The 22,811-nt window shown below is 43.1% G+C and carries 12 protein-coding genes; 2 read left to right on the top strand and 10 right to left on the bottom strand.

Annotation, left to right across the window (positions count from 1 at the left end; translation table 11 throughout):
- Positions 1-89: 89 nt before the first annotated feature.
- The 9 genes from L2730_RS09240 to ampD all read right to left on the bottom strand — a co-directional run bounded on the left by L2730_RS09240 (position 90) and on the right by ampD (position 17,985).
- Positions 90-2,147 (bottom strand): M13 family metallopeptidase, encoded by a 2,058-nt coding sequence (locus L2730_RS09240; protein WP_248974325.1) that lies wholly within the window; start codon positions 2,145-2,147, stop codon positions 90-92.
- 144 nt (positions 2,148-2,291) lie between these two features.
- On the bottom strand, positions 2,292-4,508 hold the full coding sequence (locus L2730_RS09235) for a patatin-like phospholipase family protein (RefSeq protein WP_248974324.1): 2,217 nt from the start codon (positions 4,506-4,508) through the stop codon (positions 2,292-2,294).
- A gap of 64 nt (positions 4,509-4,572) precedes the next feature.
- Positions 4,573-9,066, bottom strand: a complete 4,494-nt coding sequence (locus L2730_RS09230; RefSeq protein WP_248974323.1) for an EAL domain-containing protein — start codon at positions 9,064-9,066, stop codon at positions 4,573-4,575.
- A 164-nt stretch (positions 9,067-9,230) separates the two neighbouring features.
- Complete coding sequence (gene lpdA / locus L2730_RS09225; RefSeq protein ID WP_020914710.1) at positions 9,231-10,661, bottom strand: dihydrolipoyl dehydrogenase; 1,431 nt, start codon at positions 10,659-10,661, stop codon at positions 9,231-9,233.
- Between the two features lie 160 nt (positions 10,662-10,821).
- The gene (aceF, locus tag L2730_RS09220; RefSeq protein ID WP_248974322.1) at positions 10,822-12,756 is read right to left on the bottom strand and encodes a pyruvate dehydrogenase complex dihydrolipoyllysine-residue acetyltransferase; all 1,935 of its coding nucleotides are present in this window, start codon (positions 12,754-12,756) and stop codon (positions 10,822-10,824) included.
- A gap of 12 nt (positions 12,757-12,768) precedes the next feature.
- Entirely contained in the window at positions 12,769-15,432 is a 2,664-nt protein-coding gene (gene aceE, locus L2730_RS09215) for a pyruvate dehydrogenase (acetyl-transferring), homodimeric type (protein WP_248974321.1), read from the bottom strand.
- Positions 15,433-15,500: 68 nt separating this feature from the next.
- The gene (pdhR, locus tag L2730_RS09210) at positions 15,501-16,253 is read right to left on the bottom strand and encodes a pyruvate dehydrogenase complex transcriptional repressor PdhR (RefSeq protein ID WP_020914714.1); all 753 of its coding nucleotides are present in this window, start codon (positions 16,251-16,253) and stop codon (positions 15,501-15,503) included.
- A 291-nt stretch (positions 16,254-16,544) separates the two neighbouring features.
- On the bottom strand, positions 16,545-17,396 hold the full coding sequence (gene ampE, locus L2730_RS09205) for a beta-lactamase regulator AmpE (protein WP_248974320.1): 852 nt from the start codon (positions 17,394-17,396) through the stop codon (positions 16,545-16,547).
- A 46-nt stretch (positions 17,397-17,442) separates the two neighbouring features.
- Positions 17,443-17,985 carry a 1,6-anhydro-N-acetylmuramyl-L-alanine amidase AmpD gene (ampD, locus tag L2730_RS09200; RefSeq protein ID WP_248974319.1) on the bottom strand — a complete coding sequence of 181 codons (543 nt, stop codon included), beginning with the start codon at positions 17,983-17,985 and terminating at the stop codon, positions 17,443-17,445.
- 198 nt (positions 17,986-18,183) lie between these two features.
- Here ampD and nadC point away from each other — a divergent pair, with 198 nt between their 5' ends.
- Together nadC and L2730_RS21975 are read left to right on the top strand one after the other, a co-directional pair.
- The gene (gene nadC / locus L2730_RS09195; RefSeq protein WP_248974318.1) at positions 18,184-19,068 is read left to right on the top strand and encodes a carboxylating nicotinate-nucleotide diphosphorylase; all 885 of its coding nucleotides are present in this window, start codon (positions 18,184-18,186) and stop codon (positions 19,066-19,068) included.
- A gap of 1,464 nt (positions 19,069-20,532) precedes the next feature.
- Positions 20,533-20,883 carry a prepilin-type N-terminal cleavage/methylation domain-containing protein gene (locus L2730_RS21975; protein WP_283105690.1) on the top strand — a complete coding sequence of 117 codons (351 nt, stop codon included), beginning with the start codon at positions 20,533-20,535 and terminating at the stop codon, positions 20,881-20,883.
- Positions 20,884-21,182: 299 nt separating this feature from the next.
- Here the strand turns inward: L2730_RS21975 and L2730_RS09185 are convergent, their stop codons facing one another.
- Positions 21,183-22,541, bottom strand: a complete 1,359-nt coding sequence (locus L2730_RS09185) for an O-antigen ligase family protein (RefSeq protein WP_248974317.1) — start codon at positions 22,539-22,541, stop codon at positions 21,183-21,185.
- Positions 22,542-22,811: the final 270 nt, after the last annotated feature.

Raw genomic sequence — 22,811 nt, 5'->3', positions numbered from 1 at the left:
TACATCCCAATCAGTAGCCAATACTCATAATAAAAAGCCCATCGAATGATGGGCTATCAGTGTTTAACTGTGGGTTAGCAAAACTAGCATTACCAGATTTTCACTCTTTCATCTTCTGTCAGAAACATCTTGTCACCCTCTTTAAGATCGAATGCTTCATAGAAGGCGGGAATGTTACGCGGTGTACCCATTGCGCGGAAGTGACTTGGTGAGTGAGAATCGGTCATTAGACGGCGACCGAGCTCCTCATCACGGTAATTACGGCGCCATACTTGTGACCAGCCGATAAACAAACGTTGCTCGCCAGTAAGACCATCAATCACTGGAGATGGTTTACCGTTAAGGCTCATCTTATATGAACGTGCAGCAACCGTTAATCCACCTAAATCACCAATATTTTCGCCCAAAGTTAAATCGCCATTGACGAACCTACCAGGCATGGCTTCATAGCCAGCGTATTGTGCAGATAACTGCGCACCACGCTTTTGGAACTCTTCACGATCTTTATCTGACCACCAGTCACGTAAGTTTCCATCACCGTCATATTTGGCGCCCTGATCATCAAAACCATGGCTGATTTCATGACCAATCACCGCTCCAATACCACCATAGTTAATCGCGTCATCGGCATCCATATTAAAAAATGGTGGCTGTAAAATAGCTGCAGGGAATACAATTTCATTCATCACTGGGCTGTAGTAGGCATTAACCGTTTGTGGCGTCATGTGCCACTCAGTACGGTCGATGGGTTTGCCCAACTTAGCGAGCATTGCCTTATATTCAAATTGAGCATAGCGCTGGTAGTTACCTACAAGATCATTGGCTTCAATATCTAGCGCGGTATAGTCTTTCCACTTATCTGGGTAGCCAATCTTATAAGTAAACTTGGCGAGTTTTTCTTGCGCTGCAATCTTAGTTTCCGGCGTCATCCACTCTAGTTCGTTAATGCTAACCTCAAAACCTTTAATCAAGTTTTGGATCATCTGTTCCATTTTAGCTTTAGCTTCTGGCTTAAAGTTTTGCTTAACGTACTCTTCACCTACGATTTCACCAATCACTTGATCGGCTGCATCTACTGCTTTCTTCCAACGTGGCTTTTGCTCCTGGATACCCATTAAGGTATTGCCATGGAAAGCAAAGTGAAGATCGACAAAATCTTTACTTAACAGCTCGGCGTAATCATCCACCAAATGAAAGGCTAAGTAATCTTGCCATTCCGTAACGGTGAACTTATTGAACTCTTGGCCAAACTTTTCAAAATACGATGGTTGACGAACAATCACTTCGCTCACTTTATCGATATCCGCTCCCGCCGAGAACTGTACAAAGTCAAAACCCTTAACTAAATCTTGTAGCTGCTGACGATCCATCTTGTTGTAACTTTTGTTGGCATCACGTGACTCAACACGGCTCCACTGACTGGCAGCAATAAATTTCTCAATCTTTGCCACACTCTTGCTAGCACGTTGCGGATCGCTATAACCCGCCTCGCTCATTAAGTCGGTAACGTACTTATCTAATGCTGCGCGATTAGCGGTAAACTTCTCATCATCTTTCAGGTAATAGTCACGATCCGGTAGTGTCAGACCAGACTGATATAGATAAACACCGTATTGGCTAGAGTTTTTCGCATCATTATTGACATAAAAGCCAAATGGCACAGAAGCACCGTGAACCAATAAGCTGCCCATTAAGGTCGCTATATCGTTGTGAGTTGAAGCGTAAGCAATATCTGATAATTGATCTTTCAGCGGCGAGATCCCAAGAGTTTCAATGGTTTTGGTATCCATAAAGCTTGCATAAAAGTCACCCACTTTCTGCTCACTGCTGCCCTTCACCTTATTGGGTTTCGCTGCAGAAGCCTCAATGATTTCTTTCAATGAAGCTTGGCTTTGCTCATACAGAACTGAGAACGAGCCGTAGTTAGATTTATCAGCGGGGATTGGCGTATTAGCTAACCAAGTGCCATTAACACTGTAATAGAAGTCATCTTGGTGACGTACTGCAGGATCGAAATTGGCTTTTTCAACACCTGACACTAGTGCTGTTGACGTTTGAGTAGTTTCTGTGTTGGCGTCGTTACTGCCACAAGCAGTTAAGCCTAAGCTTAGCGCCACACAAAGTGCTAATTGACTTACTTTATTCATGATTATCCCCGTTATAGTCCTTTAAAAAGCTCTCAACTGTTCTGTGATGAGCTAACGCTACACACTATGTTTTAGACCACATAGCCCAATATTGTAAATGTGCGCCGCTTAATTAGTTTCCTCTGCTCGTGAACATTATTACTTCTACCAGTTTTTACCAATGAACAAAAAGATTGTTTTTTCACCGTCATCTGCGGCACCAAAACCAAAGGCCGCAGGCCCCACACCAGTATCAATACCTAGGAATAAACTACCGGAATAGATGAGATCGTCTAGAGCTACACTGTCCTTTTGAGTCCAAACATTACCCGCTTCAAGGCTGGTACCTAAATAAAGCGGATACTCTGTCATGCCTAATACATCTCGGCCGAGGTCATACTGATAGACAAAAGCGCCAAAAATCTTATGTGAGCCATAAAGCGCATTTTTATGATAACCAGAGAGGTTTAGAAATCCGCCTAACTCAGAAACGTTGACGGTAAACACGCCATCTTTATCGACTGTCGCTAAGGAAGCAATACCAACAAAGGCATGATTACCAACACCAACCGCACCACGCCAATCAGCTTCGTATTGCATTGAGAAGTTCGAAGAGTCGTCAAAACTTTCAAGATCATAAGTTTCTTTTCTCATGTATACATTGAAAGTAAATCGGTTACCTGAGGTTGGGAAATTTATACTGTTAAGATCATCATAGGCAAACTTTAAATAACCGCCATAACCGGTGTAATCAACAGTGCCAAGACCCCATAAGTCATTCTCAAGATCGCCAACTTCACCTAGAATGCCAAGTTCAACCATACCGTTTTGAGTGTAATTAATGCCGATCCCCACCTCGGTACGGTATGAGGTCTGTCGCAGCTCTAAAATCCGTTGATTATCCTCAAAGAAGGCCCAGTCTTTGAGTTCATACTCGACCCTAGCTCGACTGAAATAATCTTGATCTTTGGACAAAGGCTGATAAAACTCTGATCCAAGTAATTTATCAAAACCAAGTGATATTTCATTACGCCATTCACCGCCATTTTCAGTCAGGTTGGTCATGGTGTAAGCAAAATCTAACGACACAACCGAATCTAAGCTAAAGTCATCTTCCCAGCTAAACCCAAAATCGAAATAGTTAGGTCCCCATGATTTAGCTTTAGTCGTTACCGTTAGCACGCGACCATCTTCTGTGTCGGTAAACTCAGCATCGACACGCTCAAACTTATCTAAGGCATAGATCCGTGCAATCCCGGCTTCCAGAGTTTCAGTTGTAACGAAATCCCCTACATCTAGATCTAGATTATCTGCCAGTAACTTCTCACTGACTTTCGACTCATTGTCATAGACCACTTTAATTAATGGACGATTTATTTCATTTAGCCAGTGCTCACTCTTCTGCTTTTTAGCCACTAGATAACTTTGGAAGTCCGCTTCATCAATCGATAGCTTATCTAACCTAGACGAATTCTCTCTGGCTGCAATCTCCCCTAACGGCAGAGCAATAGGCATAATGCTAAAATCTGTCGTACTCAATTCACCAATGTTAGGTCGGATTAAGATATCACTGTCGGTCAATAATGCTTTTTGCTTCTCAGCGCTAGCATTAGTCAAAATTGTAGATAGCTGATTAAGCACCGCTAGGGTGCTGTTGAGCTCATCATTACCCACCAGTGGTGAGCCGATATCGACTGCAATAACAATATCTGCGCCCATCTCCTTGACCACATCTATCGGCATATTGTTGGCAATACCGCCATCAACCAGTAAAAGGCCATCAATAACTGCAGGTTGCAGCGCTCCAGGAACAGAGGCTGACGCCTGCATTGCTGCAACGATACTGCCACTGCTTAATACGACAGGCTCACCGGTAGCCAAATTTGTTGCAACAGCTCTAAAAGGAATTGATAACTCATCAAAATGGCCAAGCTGCTGAATTAGATTAGTTGAACTTCGAAGTAGCTGCGACATACTTTGGCCGCGGAGCAGGCCCGCTGGCATTTTAACTTCTTCATCGCTATAGCCGATATTGATGGGGATATTATATTTATCGCGAGTTTCTTTGTCCTTAAAGCTAAGAGCCTCCCGGGGAATAGTGTCTGAATAACCTTTGTCCCAGTTGGTCGTCATCATAATGGCTTTAATTTCAGCTGCACTATAGCCAAGTGCATACATGCCGCCAACGTAAGAGCCTATACTGGTGCCAGTAATGTAATCAATCGGGATATTCTTCTCTTCGAGTACCTTAAGCACACCTATATGAGCAGCACCTTTGGCGCCGCCACCACTGAGTACCAAGCCTATTTTAAGCCTTTCTTCGGCACTCACATATGACTGAAAAAACACAAGCAAACAAAGAATAATAATTCTATGTATCATAATGACTTATTCGACTCTTCTAATGATATTTTAACCTAGGGTATTTAACTAGTTTGTGCAAGCTTTAGCCCCTGGGTGCCAGCAGTTGCTTTGCTTCGGGCTGTAAACTCAATTCAGATCGAGTCGCCATATAAACTTCTAAATCTGTCGATGACATCGGCTTGGCAAAGTAATAACCCTGTATGACATAACAGCCACGACTAAAGACCTGCTCAAGCTGCTCATGGGTTTCAACGCCCTCAGCCACAACATCAAGCTTTAAGTTTCTAGCCAGTTCAATGATACTACTTGCTATCGCCTGATCGGCCTTATTGGTCGCGATATCAATTAGGAATGAACGATCAATTTTCAAAGTGTTCACCTCAAAATGACGCAAATAAGCTAACGATGAATAGCCGGTTCCAAAATCATCGATTGCAACATCAACTCCCAATGCTTTGAGCTCTTTTAGGTGTTGTTTAGCCACTTTAAGCTCTTTCATCAACACGCCTTCGGTGATCTCAAGCGATAAAGCATGATTCGGCATGCCGGTTTCAGCTAAGCACTTTTCAACACCTTGAATAAAGTCACGCTGACGGAAATGCAGTGCTGATATGTTGACCGATACTTCAAGTGGTTCAGTCAATGTTTGCGCCCAGCGGGCACCGTGACGGCAAGCTTCACGCATCACCCAACGGTCAATTTCAACAATCAGCCCGCAAGCTTCAGCAACTTTAATGAATATATCGGTACGCACATAACCATCTTGTGGATGATTCCAGCGCAGTAAGGCTTCAACTCCAACAAGCTTATCGTTTTGTAAAATATCTATTTGCGGCTGAAAATGAAGCTCAAACTCATCTCTTTCAATCGCTTTTCGCAGATCGGCTTCCAGCCTTAAGTGGTAAAGCGCTTCCGCATTGCGATCTTGAGAATAATATTTGAAATTGCCTTTGCCTTCTTCTTTGGCATGATACATCGCCAAATCGGCATTTTTGATTAGCGTTTCTGGTTGCTTAGCATCTTCAGGCCACAGACTCACACCAATACTGGTAGAGATATGAAATTCACGTCCATAAAGGTCAAACGGTTGCTGAATACTCGTCAACAGCTGTTCACAAAGTCGGTTAATATTATCGATATCAATATCGTCACGCAGCAATATTACAAACTCATCACCGCCAAAACGGCATAGTACATTCTCTTGAGAGATAAATGTTTGTAACCTATTTGAAGCTTCAACCAATAAAGCATCACCCATACTATGGCCGTATGAGTCATTCACATGCTTAAAACGATCTAGATCTAAGAACAGTAAAGCAAGTTTGCCGCCCTCTTTCTCCGCTTGATAAATGGACTGTGACAGTTTGCTTGAAAACAGAGAGCGATTAGGCAACCCCGTTAATACATCATAATTAGCAAGTCGGCGTAGATCTGCCTCAGTACGTTTACGATCGGTAATATCAGAGAAAACTACCACGTAATGTGTTGCCTCTCCATTTGCGTTCAAAATGGAGGATACATTTAACCACACCACACACTGCTGCTCGTTGGCACATGCAACAGTACACTCACCGGTCCAACTCAGCCCATGTTGCAATAGATCGGCAATATGAGTCCCTGACTCTTGGCCGAGTAATACCTCCGAAAAAGACTGCCCGATTAGCGTGCTAGATTTATAGCCTAAAATATCTTGAGCGGCTTTATTGCTAACCTGAATTAGCTCATCTCGGTCATAGATAAGCACTGCTTCAGTGGTATTTTCAAATGCCTGAGCCAGCAAGTAAACATCATCTTTAAGCTGACGTTGCTCAGTAATATCAGTGTAAATTCCCGCTACTCGCTCTATCTCACCATTAACTCGATTGCGCTCTACGGGTCGTCCCAACACTCGGATCCAGCCCCAAGAGTTATCACTGCGCAAATAGCGATATTCGACCTCGAAGCGATCGACTCGCTCTTCGAGCATGTCTTTCCAAGCTATAAGAACGTTACTCTTATCTTCGTCATGAATCGGAATATCACTTTGCTTAAGATAAACTTGGCTTCCTCTACCACTTAATAAGCCAGCCACATTTTCAAGCCTAAATACATCAGTTTCTAGGTGCCATTCCCACAGCTCTGAGTCACTGCCTTTTAATGCTTGTTTAAGTCGATTTTCACTATCAGTAAGTGCTGAGTTTATTCCCTTAAATGCCATCACCTGACGTTGCCTAATAAAGATGACGACTAAACCGATTAACAAAACTCCTAGCAGCATAACCCCTTTAAACCAGCGAGTTTGCCACCAGTGCATCTCTACTTCAAAAGAGTAAGAAAAAGGGATGGAGGACCAAACTTCATTCTGCAAACTAATGATTTCAAGTATATGAGTACCGGAATCTAAACCTGAGATGTTAAGCTGCGATTGACCATTAAGGTAGATAAAACTACCACCAGCTTTATCTTCTGGTCGACGCAAGCGGTACTGCAGTTGCAATGGCTTTTCATTAAGATAATTTGTCCGTGCTAATTGAAAACTCACCAATTGCGCCCCCGGCAATATACGATGCCCTTCTTGCGGGACTAAGCTAATTTCGGTGCGAGATTCAAAGTAAACTTCCATCGACTCAAGTAGAACAGTGTCTTTTACCGTTCGATTCGTCAATTTTTCTACATCCAATAACATGGCGCCATCAGGGGTTCCAACATAAAGTCCCTCTGAAGAGATGTGTACAGCGCCCTCATTGAGCTCATCACTGATAAAACCATCTTCAGGTGCGATAACGATGATATCTTCGGTTAGCGAATCAAAGCGTATAATCGAGCGCGGACAACCAATTAAACGATAGTGGTCGACCTCTTCAATAAAATAAACGCTGTTGCAGTCAACCTTCCAGTCCTCTGTTAAAGAACGAGTTGTACCTGTTTTATGGTTGTATTCAACTGCACCACGATTCTTAAGCCCAATCCACCAAAGCTCAGGCTCGATCTCTCTAATTATGCTAACTGACGCCAACCCTTGGCCTTTTCCAAGCGGTGCTGTGACCGAATGATAATTACTTTCTTTATCTAAATAACCGAATAAACGGTCGCCAGCAAGCCACAAGCGCTGTGAACTATCACGTCTAACCTGCTTCACTCTTTGTAATTGAATAATACTCTTATCAGCACTTAGACTTACATATTGGGGTTTTGCCAAACCTGGCTCCCAAAAGAACAGTCCACGGTTAGTAGCAAACCAAATCCGCCCAGGGATCAATGTATCGAAATAGGTGTTATAAACCGTTTTATTCTCTAGACTGCCAGTCCCTCCCATCCAATCTGCAAATGTCTGCGTATGGAAGGTTTTTGTATTAACGACAGAAAGGCCGCTGGTACTTGAAAGCAAAATATTTTGCTCATCAAGGGTGTCAATATTATAAATACTGTCATTGAGATCAATATTCTGTGGAGTAATGAAATAAGGAAGTTTGGTTTGTCTGTCGATAAGCAACAGTCCGGCATCAGTGCCAAGCCACAAATCTTCATTATCTGAATAGATAGACCAAATAACTTCATCAGGTAAATTGTAAGGTACTGACTTACTGTACTGTTCGAGTAAAAATTCCGGTGTATCTGCGAGAACAGCAACACCATCACCCGAGCCGCCAATCCAAATAAGGCCAGTACTATCAACGGCTATATCATGAATATAATCAATATTAGAATTCTGTTTAACTTCATTACCGTATGGTTCCACAAGTTGAGAATCAGGCAGCCACTTAAGTAAACCTGCGCGGCTAGCCAACCAAAGGAAACCATTATGATCCTCAGCAATATGAGTAATGTAATAAGGCAGTTGTTCAACCTGCCTGAGGGATAAATCTTGCTCGACTAACTCAAAAAAACCTTTACTGGAGCTAATCCAAATTCGGTTATTTGAATCCCGAAGTATTTGTTCAACACGGCCGTATGCTTCATGCCAAGGTAGTACCGCGATTCTCTCGCCAGCCTCATCTCGAACTTCAACTCTTGCTTCTGTCGCCACCACAATTCGATTGTCAGAGAGAATTGACATCGCTCGCCAAGGATAGTCTTGATTACTGCTTAGGAAATTTATTCGCGCTAAGGACATTTTGCTGTAATTAAAACGTAGCAGCTCGCCCTCACCTGTGAGAATGATCCGGTTGCCCTGACCATCTTCAACTTGTGAGGTGATCCCCACTCCCGCAAACTCCGGGAATAGCGCTGGGCTGCCAAAAGCGGTAAAAGTATTGCTATAGATATCATAAAGGTAGATTTCATAGAAGCTGCTCACCAGCAGGTGACGCTTACTAAGAGGAGTGACCATTTTGATATGGTTATCACTGAGCTTAGAATCTAAACCAACCTGATCTAACCTTCTAATTTTGCTACTTCCGACGCGATACAGCCCTTCCTCAGTTGCTAACCAAGTAAAGCCGTGCTGATCAAAACTGATATCCCATACGGTGCCATTTATCAGTCCATCACTGGCAGTAAAAATGCGTTGTACCACGCCACTGGCAAATGCCGGTGTCGAACAGATAAGCAACAAAATGACAAAACTAAACCACTTTTTTATAATTATAATTCTCATTTGCATATACCCATTTAGCTTTAGGTATAGAGGTTTTTAGCTTTAACTTGAATGTATCATTTAGATAACACAGAATCACGCATTGATTAGCACAAATCCCTTATTTACGGGATTTAGGGCATAAAAAAAGCGCTCAAATGAGCGCTTAATTTATTAGGAAAATCTTACTTTTTCTTTTTCTTTGCCTTTGGGTTAGGCAAATCAGTAATAGAGCCTTCGTACATCTCGGCAGCAAGACCGACTGACTCATGTAGAGTTGGATGAGCATGAATGGTCAATGCTAAGTCTTCAGCATCACAACCCATTTCAATTGCTAGGCCAATTTCACCGAGTAACTCACCACCGTTAACACCGACAATAGCACCACCAATTACGCGATGAGTCTCTTTGTCGAAGATAAGCTTAGTCATACCTTCGCTCGCATCTGATGCGATAGCACGGCCACTTGCAGCCCAAGGGAAAGTTGCAGTTTCGTAAGATACACCCTGCTCTTTCGCTTCTTTCTCAGTTAGACCAACCCACGCAACTTCTGGATCTGTGTAAGCGATAGATGGGATCACTTTAGGATCGAAGAAGTGCTTAAGACCAGAGATAACCTCTGCCGCTACATGCCCTTCATGCACACCTTTATGAGCAAGCATTGGTTGACCAACAATGTCACCAATCGCGAAAATATTCGGTACGTTAGTACGCATCTGCTTATCAACATTGATGAAGCCACGCTCATCAACATTCACGCCAGCTTTTTCAGCGTCTAAGCCTTTACCATTTGGCGTACGACCAATCGCAACAAGCACTGCATCGTAACGCACAGGCTCGCTAGGTGCCTTCTTGCCTTCCATTGTCACGTAGATGCCGTCTTCTTTCGCTTCAACTGCGGTCACTTTAGTTTGCAAAATTAAGTTAAACTTCTTCTTAATTTGCTTAGTAAAAGTACGTACAACGTCTTTATCTGCTGCAGGAATAACTTGGTCGAACATTTCAACCACGTCAATTTCGCTACCTAGAGACGAGTAAACAGTACCCATTTCTAGACCGATAATGCCGCCGCCCATAACAAGTAGCTTACCAGGAACTTCTTTAAGCTCTAGTGCGTCAGTCGAATCCCAGATACGTGGGTCTTCATGTGGAATAAATGGCAGTTGAATTGGGCGTGAACCCGCTGCAATAATTGCATGCTCAAAATGGACAACTTTAACGCCATCTTCGCCTTGAACTTCTAGCGTGTTAGGACCAGTAAATTTACCTAGGCCATTAACCACGTCAACTTTACGCATTTTAGACATTCCGCCTAATCCGCCTGTAAGCTGACCAATTACTTTCTCTTTAAAGCCACGAAGTTTATCAAGATCAATCTTTGGCTCACCAAAAACAACACCGTGATCAGCAACAGCTTTTGCTTCTTCAATCACTTTAGAAACATGAAGCAATGCTTTAGATGGGATACAACCAACGTTCAAACAAACGCCGCCCAATGTGCTGAAGCGTTCAACGATGACAGTATCTAGACCTAAATCTGCAGCACGGAATGCCGCTGAATAGCCCGCAGGGCCTGCGCCTAGTACAACTACCTGAGTTTTGATTTCGTTACTCATGTTTTCCTCTATTCTTTTTATTTCGTTGGCGGAAGCACCGTCTCAACGATAAAGTGTGGCCAAATCTTGTAAGGTGGCCGCATTTTAACCTTTGTTTGATACTGATCACAATCCTAGTCGTAACAGAAAAAAGGCCGCTCAACCTGAGCAGCCTTCAACTTTACAAAATAAGTGTGCGAATATCGCTGAGGATGCTTGAAAGCGTGACGCTGAATCGCGCCGCCATTGCACCATCAATAACACGATGATCGTAAGATAATGACAGTGGTAGCATTAACTTAGGCTCGAAGTCTTTACCATTCCACTTAGGCTTCATTTCAGATTTAGACACACCTAAAATAGCCACGTCTGGATAGTTAACGATAGGCGTAAACGCCGTACCACCAATACCACCTAGACTTGAGATAGTGAAACAGCTGCCTTGCATATCAGCAGACTTAAGCTTGCCATCACGGGCACGGACAGAGATATCCATCAGCTCACGTGAAAGCTCTACAATGCCTTTCTTATCAACATCGCGCACCACCGGTACCATTAAGCCATTTGGCGTATCAACAGCAACACCAATATGGAAGTACTTCTTCTGGATCAGTGATTCACCATCAGCACTTAGGCTTGAGTTAAATACTGGGAACTCAGCTAGCGCTTTTGCTACGGCTTTCATCATGAATACTAACGGCGTGATCTTATAATCCGCTTTCTTCTTAGCTGCCAAAGTGTTCTGTTCTTTACGGAACGCCTCAAGCTCAGTGATATCAGCTTCATCAAACTGCGTCACATGTGGGATGGTTACCCAGTTGCGATGCAAGTTAGGACCAGAGATCTTCTGAATACGACTTAACGGTATCTCTTCAACTTCACCAAACTTAGCAAAATCTACTTTCGGTGCTGCAATCACATTCAAGCCACCAGCGCCACCAGCAACCGCTGTTGCAGCAGATGCTTTAGGTCGACTCAGTTCATACTTAATAAAGGCTTGAACGTCTTCTTTAAGAATACGTCCTTTACGGCCAGTACCTTTAACCAGCGTTAGGTCAGCACCAAACTCACGCGCTAAACGGCGTACAGCAGGAGACGCATGTACCGCACCAGTCTTAGGCTGGCTACCCGCACTCGGGTGATGTGGTACAGGCGGTTTGCTCGCTGCAGGTGCGGCTACTGGAGCCGGTGTACTTGCTACTGGAGCAGGAGCGGCTACTGGCGCAGCTACTGGAGCTGCGGATACCGTTTCAATAGTAGCAATCACACTACCTTGAGAAACCTTATCACCAAGCTTCACTGTCAAACCAAGGACTTTACCGGCAACAGGTGCAGGTACTTCCATGGTCGCTTTGTCAGTCTCTAGCGTAATGAGTCCTTGATCAAGCGTCACTTCATCACCAACGGCGACAAGTACTTCAATCACGTCAACATCAGCTGCATCGCCGATATCAGGCACTGCAATCTCTTGAACTGCGTTTACACTCGCTGCTGGCGCTGCCGCAACAGGTGCTTCTGCAGCCACTGGAGCTGATGCGGGAGCGGCGTCGCCAACTTCTAGCATCAATACTAATGAGCCCATAGACACTTTATCGCCAACATTGACTTTAAGCTCTTTGACTATACCTGCTGAAGGTGCTGGCACCTCCATAGTGGCTTTGTCTGTTTCCAGCGTAATTAAACCTGTGTCCGCTTCAATCTTATCGCCTACGGCAACTAAGACTTCAATCACATCAACATCTGCTGCATCACCAATATCTGGCACATTGACTTCAATAACTTGAGTGCCAGTTGCAGCTGGTGCTGAAGGAGCTGGAGCCGCTACTGGTGCAGGAGCAGAAGGTGCTTCAGGAGCTGCTGCCGCAGGCGCTTCGCTTGCCGCAGCTGACATCATTGCAATTAACTTACCTTCTGCAACGGTATCGCCTACAGCCACTTTAAGCTCGCTTAATACACCAGCAAAAGGCGCTGGGATATCCATGGTCGCTTTGTCGCTTTCAACCGTGATGATTGACTCTTCTGCTGCAAGCGTATCGCCTACAGCAACACAGATTTCAATAACCTGAACTTCATCACCACCGATATCAGGAACCAAAACTTCTTTTAATTCAGCCATTTTGTTTCCCTCTTACGCGTACTGTGGGTTGATCTTGTCAACGTCGATACCATACTCTTTGATGGCTTTTGTTAGCACATCAACAGGTAGCTCGTTACGGTCAACAAGGGCTTTCAGAGAAGCAATTACAATGAACTTAGCGTCAACTTCAAAGTGATGACGTAAGTTTTCACGGCTGTCTGAGCGACCGAAACCGTCTGTACCTAACACTTTATAGTCAGTTGGCACATAGGCACGTAGTTGCTCACCGTATATCTTCATGTAGTCAGTCGCCACAATAGCAGGTGCATCTTTCGATAACACTTCACTGATGTAAGGCACTTTTGGTGTTTCAGTTGGGTGCAGCATGTTGTAACGCTCTGCAGCCTGACCATCACGTGTTAGCTCGTTGAAACTAGTAACACTAAATACGTCCGTGGTGATACCAAAATCTTTTGACAGAGCAATAGCCGCTTTGCGAACTTGCTCTAAAATGGTGCCACTACCCATCAATTGAACTGAACCTTTACCGCTACCTTGTAGGGTTTCAAGCTTGTAGATACCTTTAACGATACCCTCTTCAGCGCCTTCTGGCATTGCTGGCTGCTCGTAGTTCTCGTTCATTGTGGTTAGGTAGTAGAAAACATCTTCCTGCTCACCATACATACGACGAATACCGTCTTGTACCACAACCGCTATTTCATAACCGTAAGTTGGATCGTACGAGATACAGTTTGGAATAGTGTTAGCCAATACATGACTGTGACCATCTTGATGCTGTAGACCTTCGCCGTTTAGGGTTGTACGGCCTGAGGTACCACCAACCATGAAGCCACGAGCACGCATATCACCAGCCGCCCATGCCATGTCACCAATACGCTGGAAACCAAACATTGAGTAGTAGATGTAGAACGGGATCATTGGGGTATCGTTAACTGAGTAACTCGTTGCCGCAGCGACCCAAGATGACATTGCACCTAACTCGTTGATACCTTCTTGCAATACCTGACCGCTCTTATCTTCACGGTAGTAAGCTACTTGATCTGAATCTTGTGGCTCGTACTTTTGCCCTTCATGAGCGTAAATACCGACTTGGCGGAACAGACCTTCCATACCAAAAGTACGCGCTTCATCAGGAATAATCGGTACGATCTGCTTACCAATCTTCTTGTCTTTAAGCAGTGCAGTCAAAATACGTACAAATGCCATAGTACTTGAGATTTGACGGCCATTTGAGCCTTTAAGCACTGAGTCAAAGATCTTCAATGATGGCACTTCAAGCTCTTGCGAAAACTTCTCACGACGTGCAGGGATTGCACCGTGTAGCTCTGCGCGACGCGCCTTAAGATACTGAACTTCTTCAGAATCAGCACCAGGATGATAGAAAGGAATATCTTCTAGCTGATCATCACTGATTGGGATATTGAAACGATCGCGGAAGTATTTAAGTGACTCAACACCCATCTTCTTCACGTTGTGAGCGATGTTCTTACCTTCGCCAGCATCACCCATACCGTAACCTTTAACAGTTTTAGCAAGGATTACTGTAGGACGGCCTTTAGTATTTTTAGCGTGCTGTAGCGCAGCAAAAATCTTAACTGGATCATGGCCACCACGGTTTAGACGCCAGATGTCATCATCTGACATGTTAGCAACCATTTCGGCAGTTTCTGGGTACTTACCAAAGAAGTGCTCACGGGTGTACGCGCCACCTTTAGCTTTACAGTTCTGGTATTCACCATCAACGGTTTCTTCCATCAACTGCAGTAACTTACCGCTGGTATCGCGTGCAAGTAATGGATCCCAGTAACGACCCCAAATCACTTTAACTGCTTCCCAGCCTGCGCCGCGGAATTCGCCTTCAAGTTCTTGGATAATTTTACCGTTACCACGTACAGGACCGTCAAGACGCTGCAGGTTACAGTTAACGATAAAGCATAAGTTATCTAGCTCTTCACGAGCAGCAAGACCGATAGCGCCTAATGTTTCTGGCTCATCACACTCACCGTCACCTAAGAAACAGTAAACCGTTTGCTCAGAGCAATCTTTTAGACCACGGTCTGTTAAATACTTAAGGAAACGAGCTTGGTAGATAGCTTGGATTGGACCAAGACCCATCGATACCGTCGGGAACTGCCAGTAATCAGGCATCAACTTAGGATGTGGGTATGAAGACAAACCTTTGCCATCAACTTCTTGACGGAAACCATTCATCTGGTCTTCGCTAATGCGGCCTTCTAGGAATGAACGAGAGTAAATCCCTGGTGCAATATGGCCTTGGAAGTAAACCAAATCACCGCCGTCTTTTTCATTTGGACCGCGGAAGAAGTGGTTAAAACAAACGTCATAAATAGTTGCGCTTGATGCAAAGCTAGAGATGTGACCACCTAGCTCTAGATCTTTCTTAGAACCACGTAGAACCATCGCCAATGCGTTCCAACGAACGATAGCGCGAATACGACGCTCCATCTCTTGGTTGCCAGGCATATGAGGCTCTTGGCCTGAAGGGATAGTGTTCAAATAAGCGGTTGTCGCTTTATAAGGTAGGTGAGTACCATTACGACGGGCTTTATCAATCAACTTCTCTAGTAGATAGTGCGCACGTTCAGGGCCTTCTTGCTCTAATACCGCTTGCAGTGAATCTACCCATTCCTGAGTTTCTAGTGGATCTAAATCTTGTAGCATATGTTCAGACATGACGCTGTCCTTCCCTATATACATTAATAATAAATGAAAAATATGGATAAAACGGTGTTGGCTTGTGCCTAATCACCGCTCTTTAAACGGCGCAGACTACGCTGCAACCGGCTATCTTCTTCCCTTACAGACAACATAACCTCTTCAATGTAACTTAAGTGTTCATTGGAGGCCTCTCTTGCTGCTTCTGGGTCACGGCGTACGATGGCAGCAAGCAGAGCTCGTCTGTGATCGTTTGCCATAGTAGAGGCTTCTTCGCGTCGGCTTAAAAGCTCTAAGTTCTGTGCCACGTTTTTATGCAGCACAGGAGATAAACTTAAAACAAGATGCAGCATCGCCACATTATGCGATGCTTCAGCCACTGCACGATAAAAACGTACAATCGCATTAGCTTGATTTTCAACACCCGTCGCCGCTTCCACTTCAAGTATGGTGCGCTTAATATTTTGCATATCGGCATCATTACCACGAAGCGCAGCAAAATAGGCCATCATGCCTTCAGTGGCATGACGAAACTCAAGTAAGTCATACTGACTTTCAGAGTCTGAATGCATGAGTTCAACGATAGGGTCGGCAAGACTTTGCCAAAGTTGTTCTTTTACATAGGTACCGCCACCTTGGCGGCGCATCAACAAGCCTTTTGCTTCTAGCTTTTGAATAGCTTCACGCAGTGATGGGCGTGACACTTCAAACTGCAGCGCCAATTCACGCTCAGGTGGAAGCTTCTGTCCTGGTTGAATACTGCCTTCCAGAATCATCTGTTCCAACTGACCCATAATGACGTCAGATATTTTTGGCTGGTTTATTTTGCTATAAGCCATGTGGCTCTCAGCTCCTATTGTAAATTGGTCTTACCAATTTAATTGACTGAGCGCACTTTATCAAATCACACTTTAGATGTCTAGTTCGTGATCTGCATCATATCCATGCGCGATGTGTGAGCATAGCTGATTTTTTTCAACATGGGGTCAGACCAATGTTCCAATTGATATGTTTATTGTTGAAAAGTCTCTTAACAGCCTGCATTAGTAACGATTAAAAATTCTAGCGATACAAAAAGAGGGTCGCTTATTCACAGCAGACCCTCACGTTTAGTTGAAGCCTTGGTGTGATTAACTCACCACACCAAAAATTGTCATCAACGACAGTACGGTAATCAGTAAGATAAAGTTACGCTTACTCAGCTGTAAAAGTGCAATCGTAGACTGCACACACACTGGCGCAGAGGAAGCTTCAGGTAGCTCCTCCGCTTCAATAGCGACTGTAGTGATAATATCTCGAGCCTGTGCTTTAGGATTAAACGCTAACCCCATCCAAGATGAAATTGACTGCCTAAACTGGCCGCTTAGTACATAACCAAATGCAAAAATACGGCTTGGGATCCAATCAAGTATAAATAACAGGGTATCAACCAAAGGTAGTGAAAGTTCACGCTTACGATTATCTTCACTATAAAAGCGCACAGTACAATAAAGCACTGCGCCAACCGGTCCGAGAATGATTAAGTACAAAGCAATTGCACCATAATAACGATAGTTGATCCAAGCAACACTCTGACCCACATGCTCACCCAACTCCTGTTCGCTCACAGACTCAAGGCATTTGCTAGAATCCAACTCGGCAGCATAGTTGAAACATGCTTGAGAGTCACCGCGACAAGCTGCCTGAATATAACGTTTAAAAGCTTGCCTTTGCTGGTTATGGCTAAAACACAAGACGGCAACTGCAACCCATAAAACTAAGCTTACAGCTCCCCAAACCATGCCAGATACAAACCAAGAGACGATATTTATCGACAGTGCAGGTAATAGTAGCGCTAATGCCATCATCAATGTCGAACGCACTTGTTTGTCACCAAATAGCGCCTGATGATACTTAGCCAACAGCACGTCAAATTGCCAAGCATCGGGCAATAAGCGCATCCGCTCAACGAAAATTGCGATTAATAACGAAAATAAAGCCATCGGTATTCCATCCCCTATCTTCTAACACAAAACAAGTTCAGCAGTGTTAAAGCAATCCTTTAAAACGCTGCCAATCAAAACTATTACCAGGATCGGTTTTTCGTCCCGGTGCGATATCACAATGGCCCACAATTCTGTCAGGCGTTAACGACGGATAATGAGCAAGCAAAGCACTGGTCAACTCAGCTAAGCAGGCGTATTGCTGATCGGTATAGTCAATATCATCAGTGCCTTCAAGCTCAACACCCAAAGCAAAATCATTACAACCCGTTCTACCATCAAAGACAGACACACCAGCATGCCAGGCTCTATCATCACACGACACATACTGCACCAGCTCGCCGTCACGTCGAATAAGAAAATGCGCTGAAACTTCTAAGCCTTCCAAGTCTTTAAAACTTGGATCTGCAGTTATATCTAAACAACCTTGGAACAGCTGATCAATGTAAGGTAGGCCAAAGCGGCCCGCCGGCAAACTGATGTTATGCACAACTAACAAACTAACTTCTTTTAACGGTCGCAAATTAAAATGGGGTGATAAACAAAAGCGCGCTTGAGTGAACCAGCCATCAATCACAGTGAACGACAAATTAAGCCTATTAATCTATATAGATAGTATTACCACTTTATCAGGTTTAACCCTATGAATATAGCCGATGTTGGATCGTAAACAAGCCAATAGATTTGAAACATTAAAACCGATAATACTAGGCTTTATGTTAAGATAAACTCCATATAAAATTACCCGTAAACTATTACGACTTAAAGTCAGTAAGGACAGCCCATCATGCTTGAAAATGACATTCGGCTCTCAGTCAAAGCCGCACTTGACGAAGATTTAGGTCATCAAGATGCTCACTCTTCGGTTTCTCTGTCACCACGCTGCGACGCGGATATCACCGCTCAACTTATTCCAGCAGATAGAATCGCACAAGCAACATTAATTACCCGTGAAGAGGGTGTTTTTTGTGGCAAGGCTTGGGCCGAACAAGTGTTTAATCAACTTGGTGGCGAAGTGGCGCTGCATTGGCATGTAGATGATGGTGACTTAGTGGTGCCGAATCAACTACTGTGTGAATTAGAAGGCCCTGCACGCGCAATTCTTACCGGTGAGCGCACTGCAATGAACTTCATTCAAACGCTTTCCGGCGTTGCCACACTAACCAAGCATTACGTTGACCGCTTATCAGGGACTCATACCCAACTGTTAGATACCCGTAAAACGATTCCAGGGCTGAGAACCGCGCAAAAATATGCGGTAACTTGTGGTGGTGGCAAAAACCATCGTATCGGGTTATTTGATGCATTCTTGATAAAAGAGAATCACATCATGGCTTGTGGCAGCATCGCCTTAGCGATTGCAGCCGCTCGAGCGCTACATGCAAACAAGCCCGTTGAGGTGGAAGTAGAGAGTATCGCTGAGTTGACCCAAGCACTTGATGCACAGTCAGACATTGTGATGCTAGATAACTTTGATGTCACCATGATGCTGGACGCAGTAGAGCTCAATAAGCAGTATAAAGCTCAAGGCATGGGTGTAAAGCTTGAGGTGTCTGGTGATGTCACCCTTGAAACAATTGCAGATTTTGCAAAAACAGGCGTCGATTATATTTCAGTTGGTGCGCTAACTAAGCACGTACGAGCACTCGATCTATCTTTAAGGCTTAAATAGCCATATTAAATATCACTATTTTAGCAAAGGCCTTATTACTCATTTAAAGCCTTTGCTAACTCTTCTAGCGAGTTTAGTTTAACTCCCAATAAAGACTTTTTTCACTGTTCATAATTCAACCGCCAAGTATATCCTCACCGTGATTCAAACTAATAGCTCAATTAATTCCTCTCCGTCAGTTAAACATTAATTTCTCTTGCCCATTAACCAGCAGCAACAGTAAATAGATATCGACGAAATAATAACCAGCCCAAAATAATTATCTATTTTTATAAAACAACCACCGTATTTAATAAGATCACAAACCAGCATAAAAGTCAGTTAACAGGCCATTATTAGAAAAACCAAAAGCCAAATCGCCATATAGAGCACTAATATATAGTTTGGCTTGGCACATGCTTTGCGCTCACAAAAAAAAGTTAATCAAATGTAAACAAATAGTTCGAAACAGCAAGTAAAGCAGCCACGATTAAGCCTGCACGGGATCAAGTTGGTGAACTATCAAAACCCTGTGTCAAAACGCATAAAAAACAACCAACAGCAGTGCTAACAGAAACTGTGCTCAAGTTAACAAAAAAAGCAAAAAGCCAGTAAAACATGCAAAACGTTTGACGATGCAGCTTTAGACAGCGCTTAACCATTCATTCAACTTTAAGCGCCTTAAAAATGACACTACAGCATTAATCGTCAATATCTCCCATTGTGACAATATATTGCTAGAACTTTTTGACACTACAAACACGACTTTTAGATGAATTAGCCATTAGATTGCAACTTTGTGCTCATTAGCTATTCCAATTTATTTAACTTTGTACTAACTTTGCCTGTAGCCGAGACAGTTACTCGAGACCCTCTGGCTTTGAGATTATTAACTTGAGTTATTAATTGGACAAAGCAAGTCGATTTCAATTTGAGTTATAGCGTTAAATTTATTCAAGGCTATATCTAAAATGGGAAGAACTGCTGAGTAAATATGTATGCTAATTAAGCAGTAGATATTTAACATGCATGATGAGGTAAAACGGGTTTAGTTATCTCTTCAGCTTTTACAAAAGAGAGCCCCAAAATATCTACCGATACGTTGGGACTAACTTTTCAAACTGCTTGAAGAGGTGGAATATTAAACTAACGGCCGAGCTTACTGTTGAAGTGGCTGCTGAACTAGCGGTTTAAATAGCTATAGCAGCGTAAATGCTAGACCTTAGATTTATAAAACGTAACACCAATTAAAAATAAAGATAGACACTGACACCTTAGGTCGCGCTAAGCGTCTTATCGGGCATAAGCAGCCACTTTAATGCTTATCCCGCTGACAATTAGCTTTGGATTTGGCGACATGCTAGCGCAGGAGCATCAAGCAAGGTTGAAGCACTATTAAACTAAGTAGTGGTATGTGCATTCATATGTGACCTCATTAAACAACGGCACATAGCACTTACTTGAAGCTTTCTAATGGAGATAGACATGAAAAACATGATGAACAAATCACAAATGAGCAAAGCTAAGGGCTTCACCCTAATTGAATTGATGATCGTTGTTGCGATTATCGGTATTTTGGCAGCGATTGCTATCCCTGCATACCAAGATTACACCAAGAAAGGCGCAGAAAACGCTTGCCATATGGAACTAAAAGCTTATGCCAACGCAGCGCTAATTACCTTACACGAAGGTGGCACAGTAGCTGCGTATCCAACAGGCGGAGCATGCACAAGTGTAACAACTCCAACAGGAGTTACAGATACAATTACAGGTACCCCAAATGCTCCAGGACAAGATACTCAATCTGTAACGCTAGGTTACAGCTCTGGAAGCTAAAGAGCTTTAAAATAGATAAGCCGCTAATTTTGCGGCTTATTTTTATTCAACTACGATTATAATAACTCCACTAATACTCGTTCTTGCTACTAATCAATAACCACGGCACAAAGCCTCAAGTATAAAATGACAAGATTATATGTAACTGGGCAAAATTCTTTTATTCCGTTTTTTAGCTATCAACTCACTAATCCCAGTCCTCATAACTTAGTACACCTGCCAAGCACGTCCCTACTTTTTATGCATACATGCGGCTTCAAAAAACAAGTCTTTAAGAACAATAACCAAGCACTAGAAAATTAATAGCTAAGCAATCCATTATTCCAGAACCGCGGCAAAAATGCCCGCTTAAGCTCTTCACTCTGATATGTTCCTAGCACCACATATAGGGCTGTAACGATAAGAATAAGCAACAGTAAACGGTGTAACAGAGTTAACTTACAATGCTGAAAGCTCAGGGTTTGCACTGACAGTGCAAGCATTACGACCAGCAGCAATTGAGCCATTGGCATAACCACTACGCCACTAAATAACGAATAAACCAACGCCGATACGATTGCATAGATAATCGGTATAGACTTACTGTTCACACTTCTTTTCAAAAGCACTAAACGTTGGTAAACACAGTTAACAGCCCAAGCCGTAATGACAACACAAACAACCAGCCCGTATTCATAAAGTAATTGCATCACAGAGTTGTGAGGATGAGCATTTGACAAGGGTTTGTTTTCTGCCCAGCTGAAACTCATCGGCCCAAAGCCAGTCCAGAGGCGTTCAGGGATAGACTGCAGTGCATATAGCCAAAGGTCAATACGTCCCGATGAGCCAGTTCTGATTTGAAAGCTAGTTGTATCCATTAACCAGTAGGGGATAAGGAATATAAGAAGAAACCAAAGCACTATTCCAAATAGCATCGCTTTGAGTGAAGTAATGACGAAGTGATTACGAATTTCTTTTGGTAAGAAAATGGCAATAATAACCAACGCAGCAATTAGTGATATCACCGCTCCGCGTGCTTCGGTTTGCAACAGCGCCAGCCAATGAAGAGAGATACAAATAAGGGATATTGGCTTAAATTTTGATAATGCAGGCAAAACTAAAGGCAGAAACAGAAGTGGCAGTAGCATCACCTGCAGCTGATTAAAAAATCTTACGTTTACATAACCCAATAATAAGCCATGAATATTGAAGCTTTGCGCGTCTAAATAGGAAAATAGGAGAAACAGAACATATTTGTAAAATGTCAGCAGAGAAAACAGCAAGCTAAAAACATAGGTAAAGCAGAGTAGCTTATCTTGTTCAATTGCTCTCATACATGCTGATAAAAGATAAAACCCTATGATTAGTAAACCGATATTTGCAATTTCAACTGCGCCCCAATAAGGGTGTTTGCTAACGAATGCTGAATAGGCAGCAAAACAGATAAACCAAGCAATTACGATTTGGCTCGATTTTGAAACTACTGGTAGGTACACACCTTTTACTAAAAGTAGGCCTAGTGAAAAAGTCCCTATAAAACCAATCGCAATCAAACGCTTTAAATCATATTCACTACCAACTCCGACTGCACCGATAATATTATAAGAAAAAACAGTTCCGAGTATGGAACACACAGTAAATGATACCAGCACTGCCCAAGAATATATCTTCAGTGACACTTTCTCTCTCCAAACATGAATAATGCGAATATTCACTTTTCAATCGTAGTTAGAATTAACTACAACTCATCGTTAATACTTAAATTTCAACCCAATAATGGTCAGATTAATTCATTTGCAAGCGAGATTTCAACTATAGAAAAACGTCAATTTTAAGGCGTTATAATGGTAGCTTGTACCTCAAAGTAATTACAGGCAAAAAATAACCATCAAGCCATTGATAAATAAGTGTATAAAGCAAACTGTTTTAACGACTTATTTTTGTCACTT

The sequence above is a fragment of the Shewanella kaireitica genome (genome assembly GCF_023284045.1).
Lineage (GTDB): Bacteria > Pseudomonadota > Gammaproteobacteria > Enterobacterales > Shewanellaceae > Shewanella > Shewanella kaireitica.
This window is presented reverse-complemented; position numbering and strand designations above follow the sequence as displayed.